Origin of the sequence: Streptomyces sp. NBC_00236 (assembly GCF_036195045.1) — a bacterium.
Lineage (GTDB): Bacteria > Actinomycetota > Actinomycetes > Streptomycetales > Streptomycetaceae > Streptomyces.
In genome coordinates, this window is sequence record NZ_CP108100.1 from 7,939,352 (window position 1) to 7,962,328 (window position 22,977).

The following is a 22,977-nucleotide window of genomic DNA, read 5'->3' on the forward strand; positions in this document are numbered from 1 at the left end:
CACCGACATGAGCACCAGCAACGGCGCCGGCACCAGTAACGGCAAGCCGCTCAAACAGATCCATCTCGCCGCCCACTTCCCCGGAGTCAACAACACCACCGTGTGGAGCGACCCCGCGGCCGGCAGCCACGTCGAGTTCAGCTCGTTCGCGCACTTCGCGCGCACAGCCGAACGCGCCAAGTTCGACTTCCTGTTCCTCGCCGAAGGGCTCCGTCTCCGTGAACAGGGCGGACAGATCTACGACTTGGACGTCGTGGGGCGCCCCGACACCTTCACCGTACTGTCGGCTCTCGCCGCCGTCACCGAGCGCCTCGGCCTCACCGGCACGATCAACTCCACGTTCAACGAGCCCTATGAGGTGGCCCGCCAGTTCGCCAGCCTCGATCACCTCTCCGGCGGGCGCGCGGCATGGAACGTCGTCACCTCGTGGGACGCCTTCACGGGCGAGAACTTCCGCCGCGGCGGATTCCTGCCGCAGGAGGAGCGCTACTCCCGGGCCAGGGAGTTCCTCGCCACGGCCAACGAACTGTTCGACTCATGGCACGGCGACGAGATCGTCGCCGACCGGGGGACGGGCACCTTCCTCCGGGACGCGCGGGCCGGATCCTTCGTGCACAAGGGGCAGCACTTCGACATCGAGGGGCAGTTCAACGTCCCGCGCAGCCCGCAGGGCCGACCGGTGATCTTCCAGGCCGGTGACTCCGACGAAGGACGCGAGTTCGCGGCGGAGGGCGCCGACGCGATCTTCAGCCGCTACAGCACCCTCAAGGAGGGGCAGGCGTTCTACACGGACGTCAAGGGCCGGCTCGCCCGCCACGGCCGCACCCACGACCAGCTGCTGATCCTGCCCGCCGCGACCTTCGTCCTCGGTGACACGGACGCCGAGGCACAGGAACTGGCCCGCGAGGTACGTCGGCAGCAGGTCAGCGGCGCCACCGCGATCAAGCACCTTGAGTTCGTCTGGAACCGCGACCTGTCCGCGTACGACCCCGAAGGGCCGCTTCCCGACATCGACCCGGACCTCGGTGAACACACCATCGCCCGCGGCCGCGCCCAGGTACGCATGTACCGTGACCCGCTGGCCACCGCCCGGGAGTGGCGGGAGCTCGCGGCCGCGAAGAACTGGTCGATCCGTGACCTCGTCATCGAGACCGGCAACCGTCAGGCCTTCGTCGGCTCGGCGGCCACGGTCGCGTCGACCATCGACGACTTCGTCCAGGCCGACGCCGCCGACGGCTTCATCCTCGTCCCGCACATCACACCCGGCGGGCTGGACGTCTTCGCCGACACCGTCGTACCGCTCCTTCAGGAGCGCGGTGTGTTCCGCACGGAGTACGAGGGCACGACGCTGCGCGACCACCTCGGCCTGGCCCGTCCCGACGCGGCGGCGGCCGAGCGGGTGGCGTCATGAAGTTCCTGGCCGTCACTCTCATCGTCCATGCCCCGGACCCGGTGACCGGTGTCCGGAAGACGACCGGCGAACGCTTCCGGGAGGTGATCGGCAACGCCCTGCTGGCCGAGGAGCTCGGCTTCGACGGTTTCGGTGTCGGCGAACGGCACGAACGCCCGTTCATCTCCTCCTCGCCGCCCGTCGTGCTCAGTCACATCGCCGCGCTCACCTCCCGCATCCGGCTGTTCACCGCCGTCACCACCCTGAGCCTGCTCGACCCGGTGCGCGCGTACGAGGACTACGCCACGCTCGACCATCTGTCCGGGGGGCGCCTCGACCTCATCATCGGCAAGGGCAACGGGACGGCGCAGCGCGAGCTGTTCCACGTCACCCCCGAGGACCAGTGGGACCGCAACGCCGAGAGCTACGAACTGTTCCGCAGACTGTGGCGCGAGGACAAGGTCACCGCCTCTCCGCGCTTCCGCCCCGGGCTGGCCGGGGCGGAGGTGTGGCCCAGACCGTTCCAGCAGCCCGTCCGGGTGTGGCACGGCAGCGCCACGAGCCGGGACTCGGTCGATCTTGCCGCACGCTACGGGGACCCGCTGTTCTCGGCGAACGTCACCCACGAGATCCAGCCCTATGCCGAACTGATCCGCCACTACCGCGAGCGGTGGGAGCACTACGGCCATGACCCTGCCCGGGCGGTGGTCGGCGCGGGGACGGCCGGTTTCCACACGGCCCGGACCTCGCAGGAGGCCGTCGCCGCCTACCGGCCGGTGTTCGAGGGCTATCTCGCGTTCCAGAAGCAGCTGGGCGTCGAGCCGGTGTTCCCGACCCTGGAGGACTTCGTCGAGCGCAGCTCGGCGCTGATCGGCAGCCCCCAGCAGATCATCGAGAAGGTGCACCGCTACCACGAGCAGTTCGGACACACCGTCCTGCATCTGCACGCGGACGCCGGCGGCCTCACCGATGCCCAGCACCGGGACTCGCTCGCACTCTTCCAGTCCGACGTCGCCCCGGTACTCCGACGCGACATCCCCGACCCGCCGTTCGCCTGGGCCCCGGTACTCGCGGGGCCCGCTCCGGCAGGAGCGACAGTGCCGGTGCCGGCAGCCGTCCCGTCGACCGGCTGAGGAACGAGCTGGAGGAGGAGATGCGCGCCCCCCGTGCGAGTGTCCGACGACGAGGCGCGTGGGGAGCGCGCACCCGAACCGGAGCCGGCTCTCGCTCCAGGACTCGGGGCGGTGCGACCGCTGCTCGGGGTGTACGTCCTCGTCTGCCTGGAGCGAGCGCCGGATGCGGAAGGAGCCGCGCGAAATTGCCTGGCGGGCGTCCGAGCGGGCCGCTACTCTGCCTCCCGATGACAACACACACTGCTCTCGGATTGGGGGACCCGTCCGCGCAAGGTGAGTGCTGATGCTCACTGAGAACGCGAACAGGGATCCCTTCTTCACCTTCTGGCTGCGCGTACGCGAGTTCGCCGTGCCGCCCTCCATGATCGAGACCGCGACCGCCCGCCGCCGCGCCGGCGACTGGGCCGGGGCATGCGCCGCCGCGGGCATCGACGTCGATCTCCGACTCCGCACCCTGGCGCACACACACGGCCGGGAACTCGCCGCCCGGGTGCGGGCCGACCTGCGCCATCTGGTGCCGGACCTGCTGCGCTGGCACCTGCCGAGAATCGCACCGCACGGCTTGCTGCGCCCGGGTCTGACGATGGCTCTGGCACGGTACGAAACCGGGGAGCCGGGCGACCGGAACTCCCTGCATCTCGTGGTCAGGACCCCACCGGCCCGGGCCGATGCCGGCCAGCGGATCAGCCTCGCGCTGTGGGACGGCTCCCGCTCCGACGCGGGCGCCCGCCGCCATCCGCATCCCCGCCCCAGCCGGCGCTTCCGCCTCGACCTGCACCGCCATCTGTGGGACGCCCGCAGGACGGGCGAGCTGCGCATCCGGTCCGGGGCCGACCGCCCGCCTGCCGATGCCGATGCCGTTGACGGTGCGGGCGTGGAGGCGGGCGTACGGGCCCTGATCCCGCCGGGCCGGCGCTGCGCCACCGGGCGGTGGGCGGCCGAGGCTGCGCTGCTGCTGCGCGCCGAGGCCCGGTCCACCGGCCCGTTCGTCGTGCGGTTCGGCAGCCGGCACCGGCTGCTCCTCGAACGGAACGAGCACGGTGACGGAGCCGGGCAGCCCGCACTGCGGATCGCGGAGGCGTCCCCGGACACCGCCGGATGCGTGCTTCCGGTCCTGCCCGACGCGGCCGTCTGGGCGCTGCCCGACCTGGAACTGATCCGCAGCGGGGCGATCGGGGCCGACCGGCTGCACCCCCTCGTCGCCGGGGCACTGATTCCGGAGTATGCGCCGATGGGGCCCGCACCTGCCCCCGGCGGGGCCGGGCAGCCGCGCCTCGTGGAGTGCCGAGGAGCGCGGCACCGGATCGGGCTCGTCGACGGGGTGCTGGCGCCGCTCGACCACGACCCGGCCGAACTCCGCCGTGAGGAACTCCTGGCCGCCCTGACCGGAACACCGATGCCCTGCCTCCAGGCCATCGACGAGGCCCACCGCCGCCCCGACTGCCTCACCGGTGTCCGGGAACGTCTGGACCACGGCGACATCGAAGGCGCACTGGCCGTCGTCGAAGGGCTGCTGGGTCCCGGAGCCGTCCTGCGCAGCGGCCCGCTCCGGGACGAGCTGGAAACCGCGGCGCGGCGGCGCATCGACTACGGACTGTTCCGGGCGGACCTCGCCGGGGCCGGTCCTCGCCACCCCCTCCCGGAGCACCGGCGCTCCCGGGACCGCCACCCGTACCGGCGTCCGCGCCTCGCCACCGTCCGCTGATCCGGGCCCCGCGCCCCACGCCTCCGTTCGCGTTCCCTCCGTACCGAGACCCCTCAGGTGATCACCCATGCCCACACACACCCTGCCCGCGCCCACCGGCACCCACCACGACCCCGCGTCCCAACTGGGCGTCGCGGGGGAACTGATGGCCCTCCTGAGCGACACCACCACCGAACCACGCCCCGACACGCAGTTGGAGGCCCTCACCCTGGCCGTCGCCGCCGACCTGCCCGTCCTCCTGTGGGGCGAGCCGGGGATCGGCAAGAGCGCCGCCCTCACCCAGCTCGCCGAGTCGCTGGATCTCCCGCTGACCACGGTGATCGCCAGCGTGCACGAGCCCTCCGACTTCTCGGGGCTGCCCATCGTCGGCGACGATCCCGCGGAACAAGGCGTCCCGATGGCGCCGCCGGACTGGGCGGTGCGCCTGGTGCGGGCCGGCCGTGGGCTGTTGTTCCTCGATGAACTGTCGACCGCCCCGCCCGCCGTGCAGGCTGCCCTGCTCCGTCTCGTCCTGGAGCGACGGATCGGCGCGCTCCGGCTCCCGCCGGGTGTGCGGATCGTTGCAGCCGCCAATCCCCGCTCGTCGGCAGCGGACGGATGGGAGCTCAGCCCGCCCCTCGCCAATCGGTTCGTGCATCTCCAATGGGTCCACGACCACGAGGTGGTGGTGCGCGGACTGGGTGGGACGTGGCCGCGGGCCACCCTGCCGCAGCTCGCCCCCGAACGGTTCACGGAGGCCGTGGACTTCGCCCGCCGCGCGGTGTGCGGTCTGCTGTCCGCGCGCCCCGCGCTCGTGCACCGGCTGCCCAGCGGGGAGACGCGCCGGGGCGGGGCCTGGCCCTCCCCGCGGAGCTGGGAGATGACGCTGCGTCTGATCGCGTTCGCGACTGCGGCCGACGCCTCGCGCGACGTGCTGTCGTTGCTCGTCAGGGGTGCGGTGGGGGACGGGCCGGGGCTGGAGTTGCTGGCGAGCCTGGACCGGATGGACCTGCCGGACCCGGAGGAGCTGCTCGCCGACCCGGCGGGCGCCGAGCTGCCCGAACGGGGGGATCTGCGCCAGGCCGTGCTCGACGGCGTGGTGGCGGCGGTCCGCCGGACTCCGGAGAAGGCCCGCTGGGACGCGGCGTGGGCCCTGCTCGTCCGGGCACTGGAGACGGGGGCCCCGGACCTGGTCGTCGTCCCCGCCACGACACTCGCCACCCTGCGGCAGCAGGACTGGGACGTGCCGGAGTCGATCGAGGCGCTCGCCGGGACCGTGTCGCTCTCCCGGCGCGCGGAGCAGGCGGCAGCCCGCGCCGCGGCCGCCACCAGGGTCCGCCGATGACCCCGGGCGAACCGGGGGCCCTGGACCTCGACAAGCTCTACGCCGCCCGGTTGCAGGCGGCCCGGGCCCGCCCCTACCTGGCGACCGCGCTGTTCGCCCTGCACCTCGTGGAGTCGCGGCGGGTCCCGACCATGGCCGTCGACCGGCACTGGCGGTGCTACGCCTCGCCCGGCTTCGTGGACCGGACACCGGTGGAGGAACTCGCCGGCGTGTGGGTCCACGAGGTGTCGCACCTCCTGCGCGATCACCACGGGCGCAGCGACCGGTTCGTACGGGAGCACGGCCCGGCCGGTCCGGCGGAGCGGCTGCGGATGAACATCGCCGCCGACTGCGAGATCAACGACGACGTGTTCGGCGACGGGCTCGTGCGGCCGGCGGGGGCGGTGGAGCCCCGGCATCTCGAACTGCCCGAGGGGCAACTCATGGAGGACTACCTGCGCCTGTTCCGGCTCGGACCGCGTACCCAGCACCTGGCCTGGCTGGACTGCGGCAGCGGAGCCGACGGGCTGGAACGCGAGTGGGACCTGGGGCCGGACGGGGCCCACGGTCTCAGCGCACAGGAGCGGGACGCGGTGCGCTTCCGGGTGGCCCAGGGCATCGTCGGCCGGCCGGGGAACGCTTCGAAGGGGTGGAAGCGGTGGGCACGGGAGGCGTTCCACCCGCCCCAGCCGTGGCGGCAGTTGCTGGGGGCGGCGCTCCGGTCGGCGGTGTCGGGGCCGGGGACCGGCGAGGACTACACGTACGGCCGCCCGGCCCGGCGTTCCGCAGGCGTGCCCGGTGTGGTGCTGCCGAGCCTGCGGCGCAGGCCGCCGCGCGTCGCGGTGGTCATCGACACCTCGGGTTCGGTCAGCGACGCCGAACTGGGCAGTGCGTTGCTGGAGGTCGCCGCCATCTCCCGGGCCGTGGGCGGCCGGCGGGATCTGGTCACCGTCCTGGCGTGCGATGCGGCGACCAGGGTCGTCCACCCGCTGTGCCGTGCCGAGGGAATCCCGCTGGTCGGCGGTGGCGGCACGGATCTGCGCTCGGGATTCGCCAAAGCGCTCCGGTCGCAGCCCCGGCCCGATGTCATCGTGGCCCTCACCGACGGGCAGACCCCGTGGCCCGGCGCGCCGCCGCCGTGCCGGACGGTGGTGGGTCTGTTCGACCGGCCGCATGAGCAGCGGTGGGACGAGGATTCCGAGTACGTTCCCGACGAACCGCCCGCGTGGGCGCGCACGGTGGTGATCGGGGCCGCCGCGTCGTGAACCGTACGGAGTCCGGGGTTACGCCGGCGCGCCGCCCGCGCCGGGCGCTCCCGCCCGCAGCCCGTCCATGACCAGGTCGAACAGGCGGGCGGCCCTCGGCTGCCAGTCGCTCTGCGGGTCGAGCTGCCAGAGACCGGCGATGGCGAGCATGAAGTCGTCGGGGGTCATGCCCGGGCGGATGGTGCCCGCCTCCTCGTTCGCGTGCAGCAGGAGCGTGACGCCACGGGTCACCGGGCCGTGGCCGACCTGCGCCAGACTGCCGTACCTGCCGGCGGTCGCGCGCAGGGCCACGGCCAGGCCGGCCTTGGCCATGGCGTACTGGGCCAGCCGGTCCATCCACTCCCGCAGCGCCCGGTCGGGGGTGCGGGTCGCGAGCAACTGGGCCGCGGTGTCCGCGACCTGCTGCATCTCGTAGCGGTAGACCTCCAGGACGAGCGCCTCGCGGTTCGGGAAGTTGCGGTAGAACGTCCCTTGCCCGACACCGGCCTTCTTCGCGATCGTGCTCACCGGGGCGTCGGCCGACCGTGTCAGCTCCACGAGGGCGACGGCCAGGATGCGCTCGCGGTTCCGTTGCGCGTCCGGACGCTGGGGCGTGCACTTCTCCTCGTCCACGCCTCCTCCTTCCGGACACGCGGCCACGACGGCCTTGCTAAGCGGACAGCTGTCCGCTAGGTTCGACGGATAAGCGGACAGGTGTCCACTTCCTCCATGGTAGCGGTAGATCCAGCCCATGTGGCCGACCGGCTCCCCCTTGTCGCCCGCCCCCCACCCGAACCGCCCTCACCCTCCCGGCACGCTGCCGGGAACGTCTCGTTCGACGCGCATAAGCAATGCGAAAGAAGGCTGATCATGGCCCCATCGACGTCCAGTGCCATCACCCTGAACATCAATGGCGAAAAGTACACGCTGCCCGTCGACCACCGCACCACTCTCCTCGACGCCCTACGTGAGCGTCTCGATCTGAACGGCACCAAGAAGGGCTGCGACCAGGGGCAGTGCGGTGCCTGCACCGTCCTGCTCGACGGGCGGCGGACCGTCGCCTGTCTGCAGCTCGCGGTCGCCGCCGAAGGGCGTGCGATCACCACCATCGAAGGTGTCGCCGACGGAGACCGGCTGCATCCGGTACAGCAGGCCTTCCTCGACCTCGACGGCTACCAGTGCGGCTACTGCACCCCTGGCCAGATCTGCTCGGCACTCGCGGTGATCGAGGAACACGCGGCGGGCTGGCCGAGCGCCGTGACCGACGACATCCGGCCCGAGGCGGGGGTGCCCGCCCTCACCGCGGAGGAGATCCGCGAGCGGATGAGCGGCAACCTCTGCCGCTGCGGCGCGTACATGTCCATCGTGCAGGCCGTGGCGCGTGCGGCGGAACTGTCCGCGGAAGACGCCAAGGAGGCTGTGGCATGAGGGAATTCGGATACGAACGTGCCCTCGACGTCTCCGGGGCCGTGGCCCTGCTCGCGGCGGACCCCGGCGCCCGCTTCCTCGGCGGCGGCACCAATCTCGTCGACCTGATGAAGACCGGGGTGGAACGGCCGACTCTTCTCGTCGACGTCCAGGAACTCCCGCTCGGCGAGATCGCGTTCACCGCCGACGGCGGACTGCGCATCGGTGCGACCGTCACCAACAGCGACCTTGCCGCCCATGCCGAAGTCCGCCGGCACTACCCGGCCCTGGCGCAGGCGGTTCTGGCCGGTGCCTCCGGACAACTGCGCAACATGGCCACCGTCGGTGGGAACCTGCTCCAGCGGACCCGCTGCGGCTACTTCGGCGACATCGCCAAGCCGTGCAACAAGCGCACCCCCGGCAGCGGTTGCCCCGCACGGGCGGGCGAACACCACAACCACGCGATCCTCGGCGCCTCCGAGCACTGTGTGGCGACGCACCCCTCGGACATGGCGGTCGCGCTGGCGGCCTTCGACGCGGTCATCACGTACGAAACGGCGGACGGACCGGGTGAGTTGGCGGTCGCCGACTTCTATCTGCCGGTGGGGGAGACCCCGCACCTCGAAACGGCCCTCCCGCCCGGCGCACTGATCACCGGTGTCACCGTGCCCCCGGCCGCCGTCGCCGCGCGCTCCCGCTACCGGAAGGTGCGTGAACGGGCCTCCTTCGCGTTCGCGATCGGCTCGGTCGCCGCGGCGCTCGACGTTCAGGACGGCGTCGTACGCGAAGTGCGCCTGGCCCTCGGCGCGGTGGCATCCCGACCCTGGCGGGCCCGGACCGCCGAGCGGGCCCTGACCGGCGGCCCCGCGGACGCGGAGGCGTTCGCCGCCGCGGCGGACGCCGAACTCGCGGCGGCCGAGCCCCTTCAGGACAACGGATACAAGGTGACCCTGATGCGCAACCTCGTCACGGCCGTGCTCACCGAACTCTCCGAGGAGGCCGCCCGATGACCACCACGACCGAGAACACCACCGTCACGGGAGCGGTCGGCTCCGCCCGTACCCGCGTGGAGGGCAGGGACAAGGTCACCGGCGCGGCCCGCTACGCCGGCGAGATCCCCTTCGCCGAACTGGCCCACGGCTGGCTGGTGCTGTCGACCGTGGCGCGCGGCCGGATCCGGTCCGTGGAGGACGCGCCCGTCCGGGAGATGCCCGGTGTCCTCGCCGTGCTCCACCACGAGAACGCACCGCGGGTCGACACCGCGTACATGGGCATGCTGGGACCGCCCAACCCGGTCGTCGGGATCTTCCAGCACGACCGGGTGCCCTTCATGGGCTGGCCCGTGGCACTGGTCGTCGCCGAGACGTCCGAGGAGGCCCGGGCGGCCGCCGAGGCCCTGGTGGTGCGCTACGACGAGGAACCGCACGACGTGGGGTTCGTCGCCGGGCACGCCGGTGCGTACACCCCCGACGAGCACACGATGGCTCAGGCGGACACGGAGAAGGGGGACCTGGAGGCTCAACTCCGGGAGGCCGCCCATGTCGTGGACGAGGAGTACTCCACCCCGGAGGAACACCACAACTCCATGGAGCCGCACGCCGCGACGGCCCGGTGGGAGGGCGGCCGACTGGACGTCCTCGACTCCAACCAGGGCACCTCCTGGGTGGCCGGCGAACTCGCGTCGCTCTTCTCCCTCGACCCGTCGTCCGTCCGGGTCCGCTCCGAGCACGTGGGCGGCGGCTTCGGGTCCAAGGGGCTGTCGCCCCACCAGGTGGCGGCCGTCATGGCGACGACCCTGCTCCACCGGCCCGTCCGCGTCGTGCTGACGCGCCGCCAGATGTTCTCGCTGGTCGGATTCCGCAGCCCCACCCTCCAGCGGGTCACGCTCGGAGCCGACACCGGCGGCCGACTGCGGGCCTTCGACCACCAGTCGCTGAGCCTCACGTCGACCGTGCACGAGTTCGTGGAGCCGAGCGCGAACGTGGGACGCACCATGTACGACGCCGACGCCCATCGCACCGGGCATCAGCTGGTGCGGCTCGACGTGCCGACCCCCACCTGGATGCGGGCTCCGGGGGAGACGCCCGGCTCCTTCGCCCTCGAATCGGCCATCGACGAACTGGCCGAGAAGTGCGGCCTGGACCCGATCGAGCTGCGCGCGCGCAACCAGCCCGCGGCAGGTCCCGTGTCGGGGCTCCCGTTCAGCCGCCGCAACCAGCTCGCCTGCTTCGAGGAAGGCGCGCGCCGATTCGGCTGGGCGGGCCGGGACCCCCGGCCCGGACTGCGCCGCGAGGGACGCTGGCTCCTCGGGACCGGCATGGCGGCGGCATCCTTCCCCGCCGGCGCCGGCCCGTCCACCGCGGCCGTCACCGCGCAGCCGGACGGCAGCTTCACCGTGGGGATCAACGCGGCCGACATCGGGACCGGCGCCCGGACCGCGATGGTCGCGGTCGCCGCGGACGCTCTGCGGGTGACACCGGACCGCATCCGCGTACGCCTCGGGGACAGCGACCTGGGCCCGGCATGGATCGCCGGAGGCTCCATGGGCACCCGCTCCTGGGCCTGGGCGGTGCGACTGGCGGCGGACGAACTGCGCGAACTCCTCGCCCTCGGCGGATCCGTTCCGCCGGAAGGCATCACCACCCGCTCGGACACCAGCGAAGCGATCGCGGCCCTCGCACAGAAGGAACGGCACGCCTACGGGGCGCAGTTCGCCGAAGCCGCCGTGGACATCACCACCGGCGAGGTACGCGTCCGGAGGCTGCTCGGCATCTTCGCCGCCGGCACCATCGTCAACCCGCTCACCGCCCGCAGCCAGCTCGTCGGCGGCATGACGTGGGGGCTCTCCATGGCCCTGCACGAGGAGGCGGTCCGCGATGCCGCGTCCGGCGGCTATGTCAACGCCGACCTGGCCGGCTACCACGTCGCCGCCCACGCCGACGTACAGCACATCGAGGCGGGCTGGGTGGAGGACCACGACCCCGAGGACCCGGTCGGGATCAAGGGCGTCGGCGAGATCGGCATCGTGGGCGTCGCCGCCGCCATCGCCAACGCGGTGTGGCATGCGACCGGGGTACGCCACCGCCGTCTGCCGATCCGTCCCGACCGCGTCCTCGCGGCGGCGGATGAGGCGCGGCAGCGGGCTGCGGAGGAACCCCGGGGTGCTTGACATCGCGGCGGCCCTCCAGCGCTGGACCGAGGAGGGCCGCGACTTCGCCGTCGCCACGGTCGTCGCGGTCGACGGCAGTGCGCCGCGCGCCCCGGGCGCGGCCCTGGCCGTCGACGGCGAAGGCACCGTCATCGGGTCGGTCTCCGGCGGCTGTGTGGAAGGCGCCGTGTACGAACTGTGCGTCCAGGCACTCCAGGACGGCCGGACCGTGCGGGAGCGGTTCGGGTACAGCGACGAGGACGCCTTCGCCGTGGGACTCACCTGCGGCGGCGTGATCGACGTCCTCGTCGCACCGGTGCGTTCCCAGGAGCCGGTGTTCCGGGCGGCGTTCTCGGCCGCCGGCCGCGACGAGCCGGTGGCGCTCGCCCGGGTGGTCCGCGGGCCGGACGCGCTGCTCGGCCGGGCGTTGCTGGTCCGGGGCGACGGATCGTACGAGGGCGGCCTCGACGGGCGCCCGGCCCTGGACCGCACGGCTGCCGCGGAGGCCAGGGCCCTGCTGGACGGCGGTCGTACCGGAACCGTGGAGATCGCGGAGGACGGGACGAGCTGCCCGGGCGGCCTGACGCTGTTCGTGGAGTCGAGCGTGCCGCCGCCCCGGATGATCGTGTTCGGCGCCGTGGACTTCGCCACGGCGCTGGTGCGGGCGGGCAAGTTCCTCGGCCACCATGTGACGGTGTGCGACGCCCGGCCCGTCTTCGCCACCCGGGCCCGCTTCCCCGAGGCGGACGACGTGGTGGTCGACTGGCCGCACCGGTACCTCGCGAGCGCCGTCACCGACGAGCGCACCGTCCTGTGCGTGCTCACCCATGACGCCAGGTTCGACATTCCGCTGCTGGAGACGGCCCTGCGCCTGCCCGTCGCGTACGTCGGTGCGATGGGATCGCGCCGCACGCACGAGGACCGCAACCAGCGGCTGCGCGAAGCCGGTGTGACAGAGGAGGAGTTGGGCCGCCTGCGCTCCCCGATCGGGCTCGACCTCGGCGCCCGTACGCCGGAGGAGACCGCCCTGTCGATCGCGGCGGAGATCGTGGCGGAGCGCCGGGGCGGAACGGGCGCTCCGCTGACCGGATCGCGGACGCCCATTCACCGTGACGTCGACACCGTGCTTCGCACCCGCCCGAAGCCGTAGGCCACGGTCAGCCGTCGAGCCGGGCGACGGTCTGCCGGAGTTCGCGTGCGCGTCGAGGGACACGGCATGCATGACGGCAGTCAGGAGGCGGCGGGCTTCGGCTTCGAAGGGGCTGCGCCGCAGCATTCCCCGCGCACGTTGCCGTATTCGTCGTCCCGGAGTCGGGTGGGAACGCGGGCCCGGTCGCGTCCTGGCCGGCTACGCGGCATGGGCCTTTCGGTTCGGCGTGATGCGCCGCATCGTGCCACGTTCTCGCACGGTGTCTGACGGATAAGCTCGCACTGGGAGTTCGCACGACAGGGAGGACGCGGGGATGAGCGGTGGCGGGGGCGGGGCTCCGTGGAACCCGTACGGGGGAGGACCTCCACCGGGTGCGGTCTGGCCGGCCGTGCCGCCGCGTCCGGCACGGCGGCTGACCTTCGGGCGTCTGTTCAATCCGATCGCCGTGGGGCGCGCCGTGTTCACGCCATCCCGGCCGGACCGGGTGAACGACCCGGTGGTGAAGCGGGTGCAGATCCTGCGGACGGTCGTCGGTCTGATCGCTGTCACCTGGATGCTGCTGTCCTACGGAGCGGCGCCGGACGCCGACGCCGTGGTCGACGACCGCTTCGGCCAGATCCGTACCACCCTCATCGCGCTGGGGGTCACGTTCCCGGTCGCCGTCGCCGTGTTCATCACGGCGGCCCGGCCGCCCCACCGGCGTCTGTTCCTGCGCCGCGCGGCGAAGCCCGCCGGGGCGCTGCTGGCCCTGGTCACCACGCTCGCCGTGCCGCGACTGATCACCGGCCTGGGATACGTCGACGAGAACACGGACTGGACGGCGTCCGCAGGGCGGGTGGTGCTGCTGTTCGCCCTGGGCGCCTTCCTCCTGTGGCTCGCCCCGTTCGCGCTCTACGGCATCGCGCAGGCGCTCGTGCACGTCTTCAGGACGGCGGACCTCCACGAGACGGTTCCCCCGCTGCTCGCGACGCTGCTCGTCTGGGAGGTCGCCCTCTTCGACGTGTTCCGGGGTGCCTACGAGGGTGTGCCGCTCGGCGTGCGCCTGGTGTTCCTCCTCGGAGCCCCGCTGACGGTCACCGCGGCGGCGATGTGGGAGCTGCGGCGGCTGCGTACACGGCACGGCATCACCCTGCGCGCAGCCCTGCTGCGCTGAACCCATGGCAGGCGCCGAATGTCAGTGGGGCGGGGCTGACTGCCGGTCATGGGCGAGGCCGCATTCACCAACACGGTCTGGCAGCACCTCCGTCACGCGCTCGGCCCTGCGCCCGCCCCCCGTCCGCCGCTCGTACGGGCGAGTTCCTCGTGCGTCTGCTCACGGACGCGGGACTCGGTTGTCCCGCCCGCCGTATCACCGCCCACTGCTTCCTGGACCACGCGTGACGGATGACGCGAAGGCGATCACGGACGGGTGTCACGGGGTTCCCCGGCCTTAGACATGGGCATGCCATGGCTGGCCGAGTCCGGCAGGCGTGATCCAGGAGGAAACAGTGAAGAACCCAGGACGGCTCCGCAAGGCGTTACTCACCCTGTCCGCTGCCGCGACCCTGGTCGTCGCCACGTCCGGCAGCGCGTTCGCGGCTGTGCCGGGCGCTCTGCCCGCGAACGCGGACGGGCTGGAGCAGACGTTCCAGCCCGCCTTCGACTACGACGGGGACGGCTGCTATCCGACACCCGCCATCGGCGCCGACGGGACCGTGGCACCCGGCCTGAAGACGACGGGCGCCGTCAACGGCAGCTGTCACGACTCCTGGGACCTGGACAACACCAACGGCTACGCACGCTCCCTGTGCAACAACGGCTGGTGCGCCATCATGTACGGCCTCTACTTCGAGAAGGACCAGGCCGTGGCCGGCAGCGGTCTCGGCGGCCACCGGCACGACTGGGAGCATGTCGTGGTGTGGGTGCAGGACAACGAGGCGAAGTACGTGTCCACCTCCGCCCACGGCGACTTCAACGTGTACGGCCGCGACGGGATGCTGTGGGACGGGACCCACCCGAAGGTCGTCTATCACAAGGACGGCATCGGAACGCACTGCTTCCGCCGCGCGACCACGGGCGACGAGCCCCCGGAGAACCACTACCACCAATGGCAGTTCCCCGATCTGGTCGGCTGGAACGGGTACCCCGCCGGCATCCGGGAGAAGCTGGTCCAGGCCGACTTCGGAAGCGCCGTGTTCGGGCTCAAGGACGGCAACTTCGCCTCCCATCTCGACCGGGCGAAGCCCGCCGGGATCCCCTTCGACCCCTACGCCTGACCGGCCACGAAGCGTGCGGGGGGCGAGACCGATCGCGCCCCACCGGCTCCGAGAGGACACGGCATGACCCGCAGCACCACCCGGATCGCACACCTGCGCGCGGCCGGGGTGAGTTTCGTCGTCGAGCTCCGCACTCCGCTGCCCCGCGTCCTGCACTGGGGCGAGGACCTCGGGGAGCTGACCGACGACGGTCTCGCGGCCCTGGCACTGTCGGCGGACGCGGCCTCGCTGCACTGTGCGCTCGACGAGCCGCGGCAGTTCACGGTCTGGCCCACCCAGGCCGACGGCTGGTCGGGAACCCCCGCCCAGGAAGGCCACCGGGCCGGGACGGCCACCGCACCCCGCGTCACGATGACCGGCGCCGAGGAGAGCCCGGACGCACTCGTCATCGCCCTGCGCGACACCGACGCCGGGCTCGACCTCGGCCTCACCTACCGCCTCGACCCGTCCGGTGTCCTGGCCGTCCGCACCCGGGTGTCCTGCCCGGCCGGAGCTCCCGGCCCCGCCCCGTACGACCTCGCCTCCACCACCGCCCTGCTTCCGGTGCCGAACCGTGCCCAGGAGATCCTGGACTTCACCGGCAAGTGGTGCCGCGAACGCTCCCCGCAACGAGGCCGGCTCGCCTTCGCAGGCCACGTCCGTGAGGTCCGCCGGGGACGCCCCGGACTGGACGCGCCCCATCTGCTGACGGTCGGCGTACCCGGATTCGGATTCCGTACGGGCGAGGTCTGGGCCCTGCACGTCGGCTGGAGCGGGAACCAGCGCTGGCTCGCCGAACGGCTGCCCGAGGGCGCCGGGGTGCACGGCGGCGTCCTCGGCGGCGGCGAACTGCTCACACCCGGCGAGATCCGGCTCGCCCCCGGCGACAGCCACACCTCGCCCGAGTGCTACTTCGCCTGGTCCGCCGAAGGCCTCGACGGGCTCGCCGGCCGCTTCCACACGATGCTCCGCTCCCGGCCCGGGCACCCGTCCTCACCCCGTCCGCTGACCCTGAACACCTGGGAGGCCGTCTACTTCGACCACCGCCCCGAACGGCTCCTCGCACTGGCCGACGACGCGGCCGCGGTCGGGGTGGAACGCCTCGTCCTGGACGACGGATGGTTCCTCGGCAGGCGCGACGACACGGCCGGACTCGGCGACTGGACCGTAGACCCGCAGATGTGGCCCGACGGCCTGACCCCGCTGGCGGATCGGGTGCACGCCCACGGGATGCAGTTCGGACTGTGGGTGGAACCGGAGATGGTGAACCTGCGGTCCCGCCTCGCCCGCGAGCACCCCGACTGGATCCTCGGCCCGTCCGCGGGCCTCGGTCCGAGCTCCCGCCACCAGTACGTGCTGAACGTGGCCCACGAGGACGCGTTCGCGTATCTGCTGGAGTCGCTGGACGCGCTCGTCGCCGAGTACCGCATCGACTACCTGAAATGGGACCACAACCGGGAACTGCACGAGGCGGTCCACCGTGACGCGCACGGCGGAGACCGGCCGGGGGTGCACGCCCAGACACGGGCCCTGTACCGGCTGATGGACACGCTCCGGTCCCGCCGGCCCGGCCTGGAGATCGAATCGTGCTCCAGCGGCGGCGGACGCGTCGACCTCGGCGTCCTCGCCCGCACGGACCGGGTGTGGGCCTCGGACTGCAACGACCCGGTGGAGCGCCAGGCCATCCAGCGCTGGACGGGACAGTTGCTGCCTCCCGAACTGATCGGTGCCCATGTCGGGGGTCCGCGCAGCCACACGACGGGCCGGGTCTCCGACGACTCGTTCCGCCTGATCACCGCGCTGTTCGGACATGCGGGCATCGAGGACGACCTGACGGCGCGCACCCCCGCGGAGCGGGCGGCACTGACCCGCTGGGCGGCGCTCTACAAGGAGGTACGGGGGCTGCTGCACGGAGGGCGGGTCGTCAGGGCGGACCTCGCCGACGACGCGACGTACCTGCACGGCGTCGTCGCACCGGACGCCGGTGCAGCGCTGTACTGCTGGGCGCGGACGGAGACCTCCGTGCCGGCCCAGTCCGGCCGCGTCCCGCTTCCCGGGCTCGCCCCCGGCCGGTCCTACCGGGTCCGCATCCGCACGGAGGCCGGGCTGCCCTCCATGCACCAGGTCGTCGCGCCCGCCTGGTTCCGGGCCGCAGTCGAGGACTGGGTGCCGATGCCCGGTACGGTCCTGACCGGGGCGGGGCTTCCGATGCCGACGCTCAACCCGGGGCAGGCCCTGCTGATCGAGGCCGCCGCCACCGATCCGGCGCACTGACACGTCCCCGGTCATGCTCCGCCGGGCACCATGGCGGGGCCGGGTCCACAGGGTTCGCGGCGCCCGGCATCCGATGCGACAGGAGGCGGGACAGCCGTGGACGAGGCGGTGGTGACGTCGCTGATCGCCGCAGGGGCCGCGATCGGCGGAGGAGTGGGAACAGGGAGGCCCGGCGGAGGAGTGGAACAGGGACGCCCGGCCGAGGCGTGCGTCGGCTACCGGTCGGCCGTGGACGCGGGACTCCTCGACGCCGGGGAGGGACTGCTGTCGGCGCCGGCGGTCCATGCGCCCCGCGCGGTCTCGGCGCGGACGGTGAAGCGGCTGCGCACGACGGGACCGCAGGCGGAGTGATGAGCCTCCGGCCGGCGCGCGGGGAAACGAGCGCCGGCCGCCCGGGGTCCCGTGCCCCGCGATGCCGCGAGCGGCGTCGCGGGGCGGGACGGCCGCCCGGCCCGCGCAGGTGTGCCGGGTTCGCCCTCCTGCGGGGACTCCACTGCACGGCCCCGGACGGGTGCCCGCACCGCGGGGGAGGCGTGACGCTCAGCCCGTGCTCCGGTCCTCCCCTGCCGGGTGCAGCCGGAGTTCCCCGCCCTGCCAGCGTCTGCGCAGCCAGCGGTCGTGGCTGGCCAGGACGACGGCCCCGGGGCCCGTGCCCAGGGCCTCCTCCAGTTCGTCGCACAGGCGCGGCGACAGGTGGTTCGTGGGCTCGTCGAGCAGCAGCAGTTGCGGCGGGCGCGCTGTCAGCACGGCCAGGGCCAGCCTGCGACGCTGGCCGGCCGACACCTGACCCACCGGCTTGCCAAGGTCCCTCTCGTGCATCAGCCCGAGCGAGGCCAACGGCACTGCCTCGGCCCGCTCGAAGCCGAGCGCCTTCTCATACGTCTCCCGGACGGTGCGGTCCGGCCGGGCGAACTCCGTGTCCTGGGTGAGCATCCCCACGGTCAGCCCCGGCCGCCGGCCCACCTCGCCCTCGGCGGCGAGCGTGCCCGCGAGGACCGCCAGGAGCGTCGACTTTCCCGAGCCGTTGCCGCCCGTGACCAGCAGGCGTTCGCTCGCCGATACGTCGAGGCGGTCGACGGACAGGCGGCCCGGGACACGTACCCCGCGCAGGGACACGAGCGTGCCCTCCGCGGAGGGCCCGGCCAGTGAGGTGTAACGGAACCGCAGTGGCGGGGGCGGCTCACCGATCCGGTTGCGCTCCAGCTCGTCCAGCCGGCGGGAGGCGTTGCGGACCCGGCGCGCGATCTGGCTCTGCACGCGGCCGGCCCGCAGGCCGTAGCCCATCTTCTCGTTGTCGCGCGGACCGCGGTCGGGTGCGACCATGCGCGCCGTCACATCGGCCGAGCGCCGCAGGGCCTCCAGTTCCTGCTGCTCCTCGGCGTGACGCCGTTCCCAGCGGGCCCGTTCGGCGCGCTTCTCGGTCAGGTAGGTGCTGTAGTCGCCGCCGTACCGTACGGGGCCGTCGACGGCCGGATCGAGGTCGATCAGGTCCGTGCAGACGGCGTCGAGGAAGGCCCGGTCGTGGCTGGCGATCACCACCGGTCCCGGCATGCCGCGCAGTTGCTCCTCGACGAACGCGGCGGCCTCGTCGTCGAGGTGGTTGGTCGGCTCGTCCAGCAGCAGTGCGGAGGGCCGCCGCACCAGCAGGGCGGCGAGTGCCAGACGGCCGCGCTGCCCGCCCGAGAGCGAGCCGAGGGTCCGCCCGTGCTCCAGCGCACCGAGGCCGAGCCCGGTGAGCAGGATCGCGGCCCGCCGGTCGGCGTCCCACGTCTCGCGTTCCTCGGCCTGTTCGAGGCGTCCGCCGTACGCGGCGAGCAGCGCGGTGTGGTCCGGGGAGCTCTGCGGGGTGCCGGCGAGCAGCGCGGAGAGCCGGTCGAGCTCCGCCAGGTCCGCCCGGGCCTCGCGCAGGGCGTCGTCCAGGACGTCGGTGATCGTCGAGCCGGCCTTGAACGCCATCTCCTGGTGCAGGAAGCCCACGTCGGCGGGCCGGGTGACGCTGCCGGAATCGGGTTCGTCCGCCCCGGCGAGGAGCCGTAGCAGAGTCGACTTGCCGACCCCGTTCTCCCCGATCAGGCCGACGCGGTGGCCGGGCGACGCGGTGAGTGACACCCCGTCGAGTACGCGCCGCGCACCGAAGGTGCGGACGAGGTCGTGGGCGAGCAGGGCGGGCGGGGGTGCGGGGTTGCTCATCGTTGCCTCCAACGTGGTCGGTTCTCGGCCCGCCGGGCTCTCGGCCTCGGGCGCGGGCCAGGACGGCCGGTCAGAAGGTCACGTCTGCGGCGCTCCGGTCTCCACCAGTTCCCCGCCGGCCAGCCTGAGCCACCGGTCCACCCCGATCCGTTCGAGGAACCGTTCGTCGTGGCTGACGACGACGAACGCCCCCCGGTAGGAGCCCAGCGCGCTCTCCAGCTGGTCTGCGCTGACCAGGTCGAGGTTGTTGGTCGGCTCGTCCAGGAGCAGCAGCTGCGGGGCCGGCTCCGCACACAGGACGCACGCCAGGGTGGCCCGCAGCCGCTCGCCGCCGGACAGCACGCCGACGGGAAGGTGGGCACGGTCACCGCGGAACAGGAAGCGCGCGAGCAGGTTCATCCGCTCCGCCTCCGCCCGGTGCGGGGCGAACGCGGCGAGGTTCTCGGCAACCGTGCGGTCGAGGTCCAGCAGGTCGAGGCGCTGCGAGAGGTAGGCGATCCGCCCGTCGGCCCGCCTGATCTCCCCGCCGTCCAGCGGAAGATCGCCGTTGATCAGGCGCAACAGGGTGCTCTTGCCCGCCCCGTTGGGCCCGGTGAGGGCGATGCGTTCGGGGCCCCGGATCGTCAGGTCGACGCCCCGGCCGGGGAACTGCTCCCGGTCCCCGTACCGGACCTGGAGCCGCTCAGCGAGCAGTACCGTGCGTCCGGCCGGAACGTCGGTGTCCGGGAGGTCGAGCGTGATGCGCTGCTCGTCGCGCACCGCGCGGCCCGCCTCGTCCAGCCGTGCCTTGGCGTCCCCGACCCGGGCAGCATGTGTCTGACCTGCCCGGCCCGCGGACTCCTGGGCGCCCCGCTTCATGTTCCCCGCGAAGATGCGCGGCAGACCGGCGCTCTTGAGGTTGCGGGCCGCGTTGCTCGCGCGGCGCTCGGCCCGCTCACGGGCCTGCTGCAGCTCCCGCTTCTCCCGCTTCAGTTCCTGCTCGGCGTTGCGGACGTTCTTCTCGGCCACTTCCTGCTCGGCCCGCACGGCCTCCTCGTACGCGGTGAAGTTGCCGCCGTACAGACGCAGTTCACCCGGACCGAGTTCGGCGATGCGGTCCATGCGGTCGAGGAGCGCGCGGTCGTGGCTGACGAGGAGCAGGGTGCCGTTCCAGGCCTCCAGCGTCTCGTGGAGCCTGCGGCGGGCGTCGCCGTCCAGGTTGTTGGTCGGCTCGTCGAGCAGGAGCACATCGGGCCCCTTCAGCAGCTGGGCGGCCAGTCCGAGCGAGACGACCTGACCGCCGCTGAGCGTGCCGGTGCTGCGGTCGAGCGAGACGTCCTCCAGCCCGAGCCGGTCCAGCTGGGCACGGGTGCGCTCCTCGATGTCCCAGTCGTCGCCGATGACCGCGAAGTGCTCCTCGCCCACATCGCCGGACTCGACGGCGTCCAGGGCGCGGATCACCGCGTCGACGCCCAGGACCTCGGCCACCGACAGGTCGCCGGTCAGGGGCAGGCTCTGCGGGAGGTAGCCGAGCGTGCCGCCCACGGTCACGGATCCGGCTGAGGGGCGGAGCTCCCCGGCGATCAGTTTGAGCAGGGTGCTCTTGCCGGACCCGTTGGGTGCGACCAGACCCGTGCGGCCGATGCCCACGGTGAACGACAGGCCGTCGAAGACGGGGGTGTCGTCGGGCCAGGAGAAGGAGAGGTTCGAGCAGATGACGGATGCGTCGGACATACGGAAGACCTCGTGTGTGAATCCGGGGTCGGCACGGAGTGCCGCCCCGGAGGAGTGGCCGAAAGGGGAACAACGACATGGCCACTGCGGTGGCGCCCCTGGGCGCCCGCGGTGGCCGATCGGCTCCGGGTATCACCCGGAGATGTCGTCGTCGCCTGCCATGTCCGGTCTCCTCGTTACACGCTGAACGGCGTGACGATCTTAGCAAACGAGCCGGGTGGCCCGGATGCGTCACATCGCCGGCACCCGGACGTACTGTTCGGTGATGTGCAGGTCGGCCTCGATGCGTCCGGCCGCCGCTCGCAGCCGGGGCAACACGTCCGTGACGCATTCCTCCAGCGTGCGGCTGCTGCTGTGCATGGCCACGTTGACCGCCGCCACGACCGCGCCGCGGCGGTCGTGGACGGGGACGGCGACCGACCGCAGCCCGACTTCCAGCTCCTCGTCGACCAGCGCGTACCCGTCCGCACGGACACGGTCCAGGACTGCCCGCAGCTCGTCGGATCCGGTGACGGTGTACGGGGTCAGGGCGTACGGTTCGGTCCGCGCGAGGCGGCTGTCGCGCTCCGCCTCCGGAAGCGCGGCGAGCAGCACACGGCCCATCGACGTCGCGCGTGCGGGGAAGCGCGTGCCGACCGTGATGTTGACGTTCATGATGCGGCGGGTCGCCACGCGTCCGGTGTACTGGATGTCGTCGCCGACGAGCACCGCGAGCGAGGCCGAGTCACGGACCTGTCCGGTCAGCGCGGTCAGGTGCGGCTGGGCGATCTGCGGCAGCGTCGCGACGGACAGCGGCGGGTATCCGAGGGCCAGCACGCGCGGGGTGAGGTGGTGGGACCGGTCCCGCACGGTGACGTAACCGAGGTGCTCCAGGGTGATCAGGGCCCGCCGGGCGGTGGCCCTGGCCAGTCCGGTGGCCCGGGCCACCTCGGTCAGCGTCAGGGCGTCACGGCCCTCACCGAAGGCGGCCAGTACGGTCAGGCCGCGGGCGAGCGACTCGTTGAACTCGCGCCCCAGTTCCTGTTTGGAGGCGCCGGTCCAGGAGGCCAGGGCCGCGGGGGAGTCCGGGGCGGCGGGCGGCGCCTGCCGGAGGTCCTGTTCCATGGCCGCCGCGGCCGTCAGCACCCGGGGCAGCAGGGTGTCGCGCAGAGCGGCCGCGGTGTGCCGGCTGGTGTGGCTCACGACGCTGACGAGGCAGGCCACATGGCCGTCGGGGGAGCGGACCGGTGCGGCGAGGGCGACGAGTCCGGGCTCGATCAACTGGTCGTCGAGTGCCCAGCCGTCGCGGCGCGCCCGCTCCGCCCGTGCGGCGAACTCCTTCTCGTCCGGGGGCGAATGCGGGGGGACGGCGGCGAAGGTCAGGCCCTCCGGATCCGTGGCCCGCCGCTCCCGCCACCGCTGCCACTCCCGGGCATCCCAGCCGGCCGCCAACAGCGGCCCTGGGGCGGTGCGTTCGACGGGCAGCAGGTCCCCGATCCGGAAGCTGAGCGACATCGCGCGACGCCGGGTGGCCTGATGGACGAAGCGGATGCCGTCGCCGTCGCCGACCGCGAGGGACACCGACTCGTCGAGTTCGTCGGCCAGCGCGTCGGCGCGCCCGCCGAGCAGCGACGGGAGGCGGAGAGCGGAGAGAAAGGCGTTGCCCAGCTCCATCAGGCGCGGCGCGAGCGTGACGTCGCGCCCGTCCATCCGCACGTACTCCATGCGGGCCAGGGTCGCGGTGATCCGGTCGACCGTGGACCGGGCCAGACCGGTCGCCCGCTCGATCGCGCTGGGGCTCATCGCCCCGCCCTCGTCGGTGAGCCGGCGCAGGACCGCGATGCCGCGCATGAGCGGGGCGACGGCTTCGGCCGGTGCCGGCGTCTCGGTCTGCTGGAGCGTGTGGGTCGGTGGCATCGGCTCTCCGTCGGGCGTGGTGGGGACACAGTAGTGAACACCGGCAGGTGGGGGCGTGCGCCCGGCCGCTGGGGGACGCCGACCGTTGACAGGGCACCGGGCGGGCGGCAGACTCCGTGCCAAGAATAGTGAAAGAAACTTCACTCTGCGAACAAGCGCGATCAGGCGCGAACAAGTGAGGAACGGTCCC

General features: G+C 72.8%; 17 protein-coding genes. 13 read left to right on the forward strand and 4 right to left on the reverse strand.

Annotation, left to right across the window (positions count from 1 at the left end; translation table 11 throughout):
- The first annotated feature begins 7 nt into the window (after positions 1-7).
- The 5 genes from OG446_RS35400 (at position 8) to OG446_RS35420 (ending at position 6,796) form a co-directional block, all read left to right on the forward strand.
- Positions 8-1,411 (forward strand): NtaA/DmoA family FMN-dependent monooxygenase, encoded by a 1,404-nt coding sequence (locus OG446_RS35400; RefSeq protein ID WP_328897873.1) that lies wholly within the window; start codon positions 8-10, stop codon positions 1,409-1,411.
- On the forward strand, positions 1,408-2,523 hold the full coding sequence (locus OG446_RS35405) for an LLM class flavin-dependent oxidoreductase (RefSeq protein ID WP_328897874.1): 1,116 nt from the start codon (positions 1,408-1,410) through the stop codon (positions 2,521-2,523). Before OG446_RS35400 ends, OG446_RS35405 begins: the two co-directional genes overlap by 4 nt.
- 283 nt (positions 2,524-2,806) lie before the next feature.
- On the forward strand, positions 2,807-4,228 hold the full coding sequence (locus tag OG446_RS35410) for a hypothetical protein (protein WP_328897875.1): 1,422 nt from the start codon (positions 2,807-2,809) through the stop codon (positions 4,226-4,228).
- A gap of 67 nt (positions 4,229-4,295) precedes the next feature.
- A complete protein-coding gene (locus OG446_RS35415; RefSeq protein WP_328897876.1) occupies positions 4,296-5,552 on the forward strand; it encodes an AAA family ATPase in 1,257 nt (418 codons plus the stop codon).
- Positions 5,549-6,796 carry a vWA domain-containing protein gene (locus OG446_RS35420; RefSeq protein WP_328897877.1) on the forward strand — a complete coding sequence of 416 codons (1,248 nt, stop codon included), beginning with the start codon at positions 5,549-5,551 and terminating at the stop codon, positions 6,794-6,796. The genes OG446_RS35415 and OG446_RS35420 overlap by 4 nt, the downstream gene beginning before the upstream one ends.
- An 18-nt stretch (positions 6,797-6,814) precedes the next feature.
- On the opposite strand, the gene OG446_RS35425 is transcribed toward OG446_RS35420, so the two are convergent.
- Positions 6,815-7,408, reverse strand: a complete 594-nt coding sequence (locus OG446_RS35425; RefSeq protein WP_328897878.1) for a TetR/AcrR family transcriptional regulator — start codon at positions 7,406-7,408, stop codon at positions 6,815-6,817.
- 237 nt (positions 7,409-7,645) lie between these two features.
- Between OG446_RS35425 and OG446_RS35430 the strand changes: the two genes are divergently transcribed.
- The 8 genes from OG446_RS35430 (at position 7,646) to OG446_RS35465 (ending at position 17,339) form a co-directional block, all read left to right on the forward strand.
- A complete protein-coding gene (locus OG446_RS35430; protein ID WP_328897879.1) occupies positions 7,646-8,203 on the forward strand; it encodes a (2Fe-2S)-binding protein in 558 nt (185 codons plus the stop codon).
- Entirely contained in the window at positions 8,200-9,192 is a 993-nt protein-coding gene (locus OG446_RS35435; RefSeq protein WP_328897880.1) for an FAD binding domain-containing protein, read from the forward strand. Before OG446_RS35430 ends, OG446_RS35435 begins: the two co-directional genes overlap by 4 nt.
- Entirely contained in the window at positions 9,189-11,351 is a 2,163-nt protein-coding gene (locus OG446_RS35440) for a xanthine dehydrogenase family protein molybdopterin-binding subunit (RefSeq protein WP_328897881.1), read from the forward strand. The genes OG446_RS35435 and OG446_RS35440 overlap by 4 nt, the downstream gene beginning before the upstream one ends.
- Complete coding sequence (locus OG446_RS35445) at positions 11,344-12,480, forward strand: XdhC/CoxI family protein (protein WP_328897882.1); 1,137 nt, start codon at positions 11,344-11,346, stop codon at positions 12,478-12,480. Before OG446_RS35440 ends, OG446_RS35445 begins: the two co-directional genes overlap by 8 nt.
- Before the next feature lie 457 nt (positions 12,481-12,937).
- Positions 12,938-13,633, forward strand: coding sequence for a hypothetical protein (locus OG446_RS35450; RefSeq protein WP_328897883.1), 696 nt, complete (start codon positions 12,938-12,940; stop codon positions 13,631-13,633).
- Between the two features lie 334 nt (positions 13,634-13,967).
- Entirely contained in the window at positions 13,968-14,735 is a 768-nt protein-coding gene (locus OG446_RS35455; protein ID WP_328897884.1) for an NPP1 family protein, read from the forward strand.
- A gap of 63 nt (positions 14,736-14,798) precedes the next feature.
- Complete coding sequence (locus OG446_RS35460) at positions 14,799-16,988, forward strand: alpha-galactosidase (RefSeq protein ID WP_328897885.1); 2,190 nt, start codon at positions 14,799-14,801, stop codon at positions 16,986-16,988.
- Positions 16,989-17,084: 96 nt separating this feature from the next.
- Positions 17,085-17,339, forward strand: a complete 255-nt coding sequence (locus tag OG446_RS35465; RefSeq protein WP_328897886.1) for a hypothetical protein — start codon at positions 17,085-17,087, stop codon at positions 17,337-17,339.
- 189 nt (positions 17,340-17,528) lie between these two features.
- Here OG446_RS35465 and OG446_RS35470 read toward each other — a convergent pair whose 3' ends face one another.
- The 3 genes from OG446_RS35470 to OG446_RS35480 all read right to left on the reverse strand — a co-directional run bounded on the left by OG446_RS35470 (position 17,529) and on the right by OG446_RS35480 (position 22,787).
- Positions 17,529-19,178: an ABC-F family ATP-binding cassette domain-containing protein gene (locus OG446_RS35470; protein WP_328897887.1), complete on the reverse strand. Its 1,650-nt coding sequence runs from the start codon at positions 19,176-19,178 to the stop codon at positions 17,529-17,531.
- A gap of 78 nt (positions 19,179-19,256) precedes the next feature.
- Positions 19,257-20,891, reverse strand: a complete 1,635-nt coding sequence (gene abc-f / locus OG446_RS35475) for a ribosomal protection-like ABC-F family protein (protein WP_328897888.1) — start codon at positions 20,889-20,891, stop codon at positions 19,257-19,259.
- A 231-nt stretch (positions 20,892-21,122) separates the two neighbouring features.
- Positions 21,123-22,787 (reverse strand): IclR family transcriptional regulator domain-containing protein, encoded by a 1,665-nt coding sequence (locus OG446_RS35480; protein WP_328897889.1) that lies wholly within the window; start codon positions 22,785-22,787, stop codon positions 21,123-21,125.
- Between the last annotated feature and the right edge of the window lie 190 nt (positions 22,788-22,977).

Excerpts from the sequence above, each read along its gene's own strand:
- OG446_RS35400 (WP_328897873.1), top strand. The coding sequence starts at position 8 with ATGAGCACCAGCAACGGCGCCGGCACCAGTAACGGCAAGCCGCTCAAA.
- OG446_RS35405 (WP_328897874.1), top strand. The coding sequence starts at position 1,408 with ATGAAGTTCCTGGCCGTCACTCTCATCGTCCATGCCCCGGACCCGGTG.
- OG446_RS35410 (WP_328897875.1), top strand. The coding sequence starts at position 2,807 with ATGCTCACTGAGAACGCGAACAGGGATCCCTTCTTCACCTTCTGGCTG.
- OG446_RS35415 (WP_328897876.1), top strand. The coding sequence starts at position 4,296 with ATGCCCACACACACCCTGCCCGCGCCCACCGGCACCCACCACGACCCC.
- OG446_RS35420 (WP_328897877.1), top strand. The coding sequence starts at position 5,549 with ATGACCCCGGGCGAACCGGGGGCCCTGGACCTCGACAAGCTCTACGCC.
- OG446_RS35430 (WP_328897879.1), top strand. The coding sequence starts at position 7,646 with ATGGCCCCATCGACGTCCAGTGCCATCACCCTGAACATCAATGGCGAA.
- OG446_RS35435 (WP_328897880.1), top strand. The coding sequence starts at position 8,200 with ATGAGGGAATTCGGATACGAACGTGCCCTCGACGTCTCCGGGGCCGTG.
- OG446_RS35440 (WP_328897881.1), top strand. The coding sequence starts at position 9,189 with ATGACCACCACGACCGAGAACACCACCGTCACGGGAGCGGTCGGCTCC.
- OG446_RS35460 (WP_328897885.1), top strand. The coding sequence starts at position 14,799 with ATGACCCGCAGCACCACCCGGATCGCACACCTGCGCGCGGCCGGGGTG.
- OG446_RS35470 (WP_328897887.1), bottom strand. The coding sequence starts at position 19,178 with ATGAGCAACCCCGCACCCCCGCCCGCCCTGCTCGCCCACGACCTCGTC.
- abc-f (WP_328897888.1), bottom strand. The coding sequence starts at position 20,891 with ATGTCCGACGCATCCGTCATCTGCTCGAACCTCTCCTTCTCCTGGCCC.
- OG446_RS35480 (WP_328897889.1), bottom strand. The coding sequence starts at position 22,787 with ATGCCACCGACCCACACGCTCCAGCAGACCGAGACGCCGGCACCGGCC.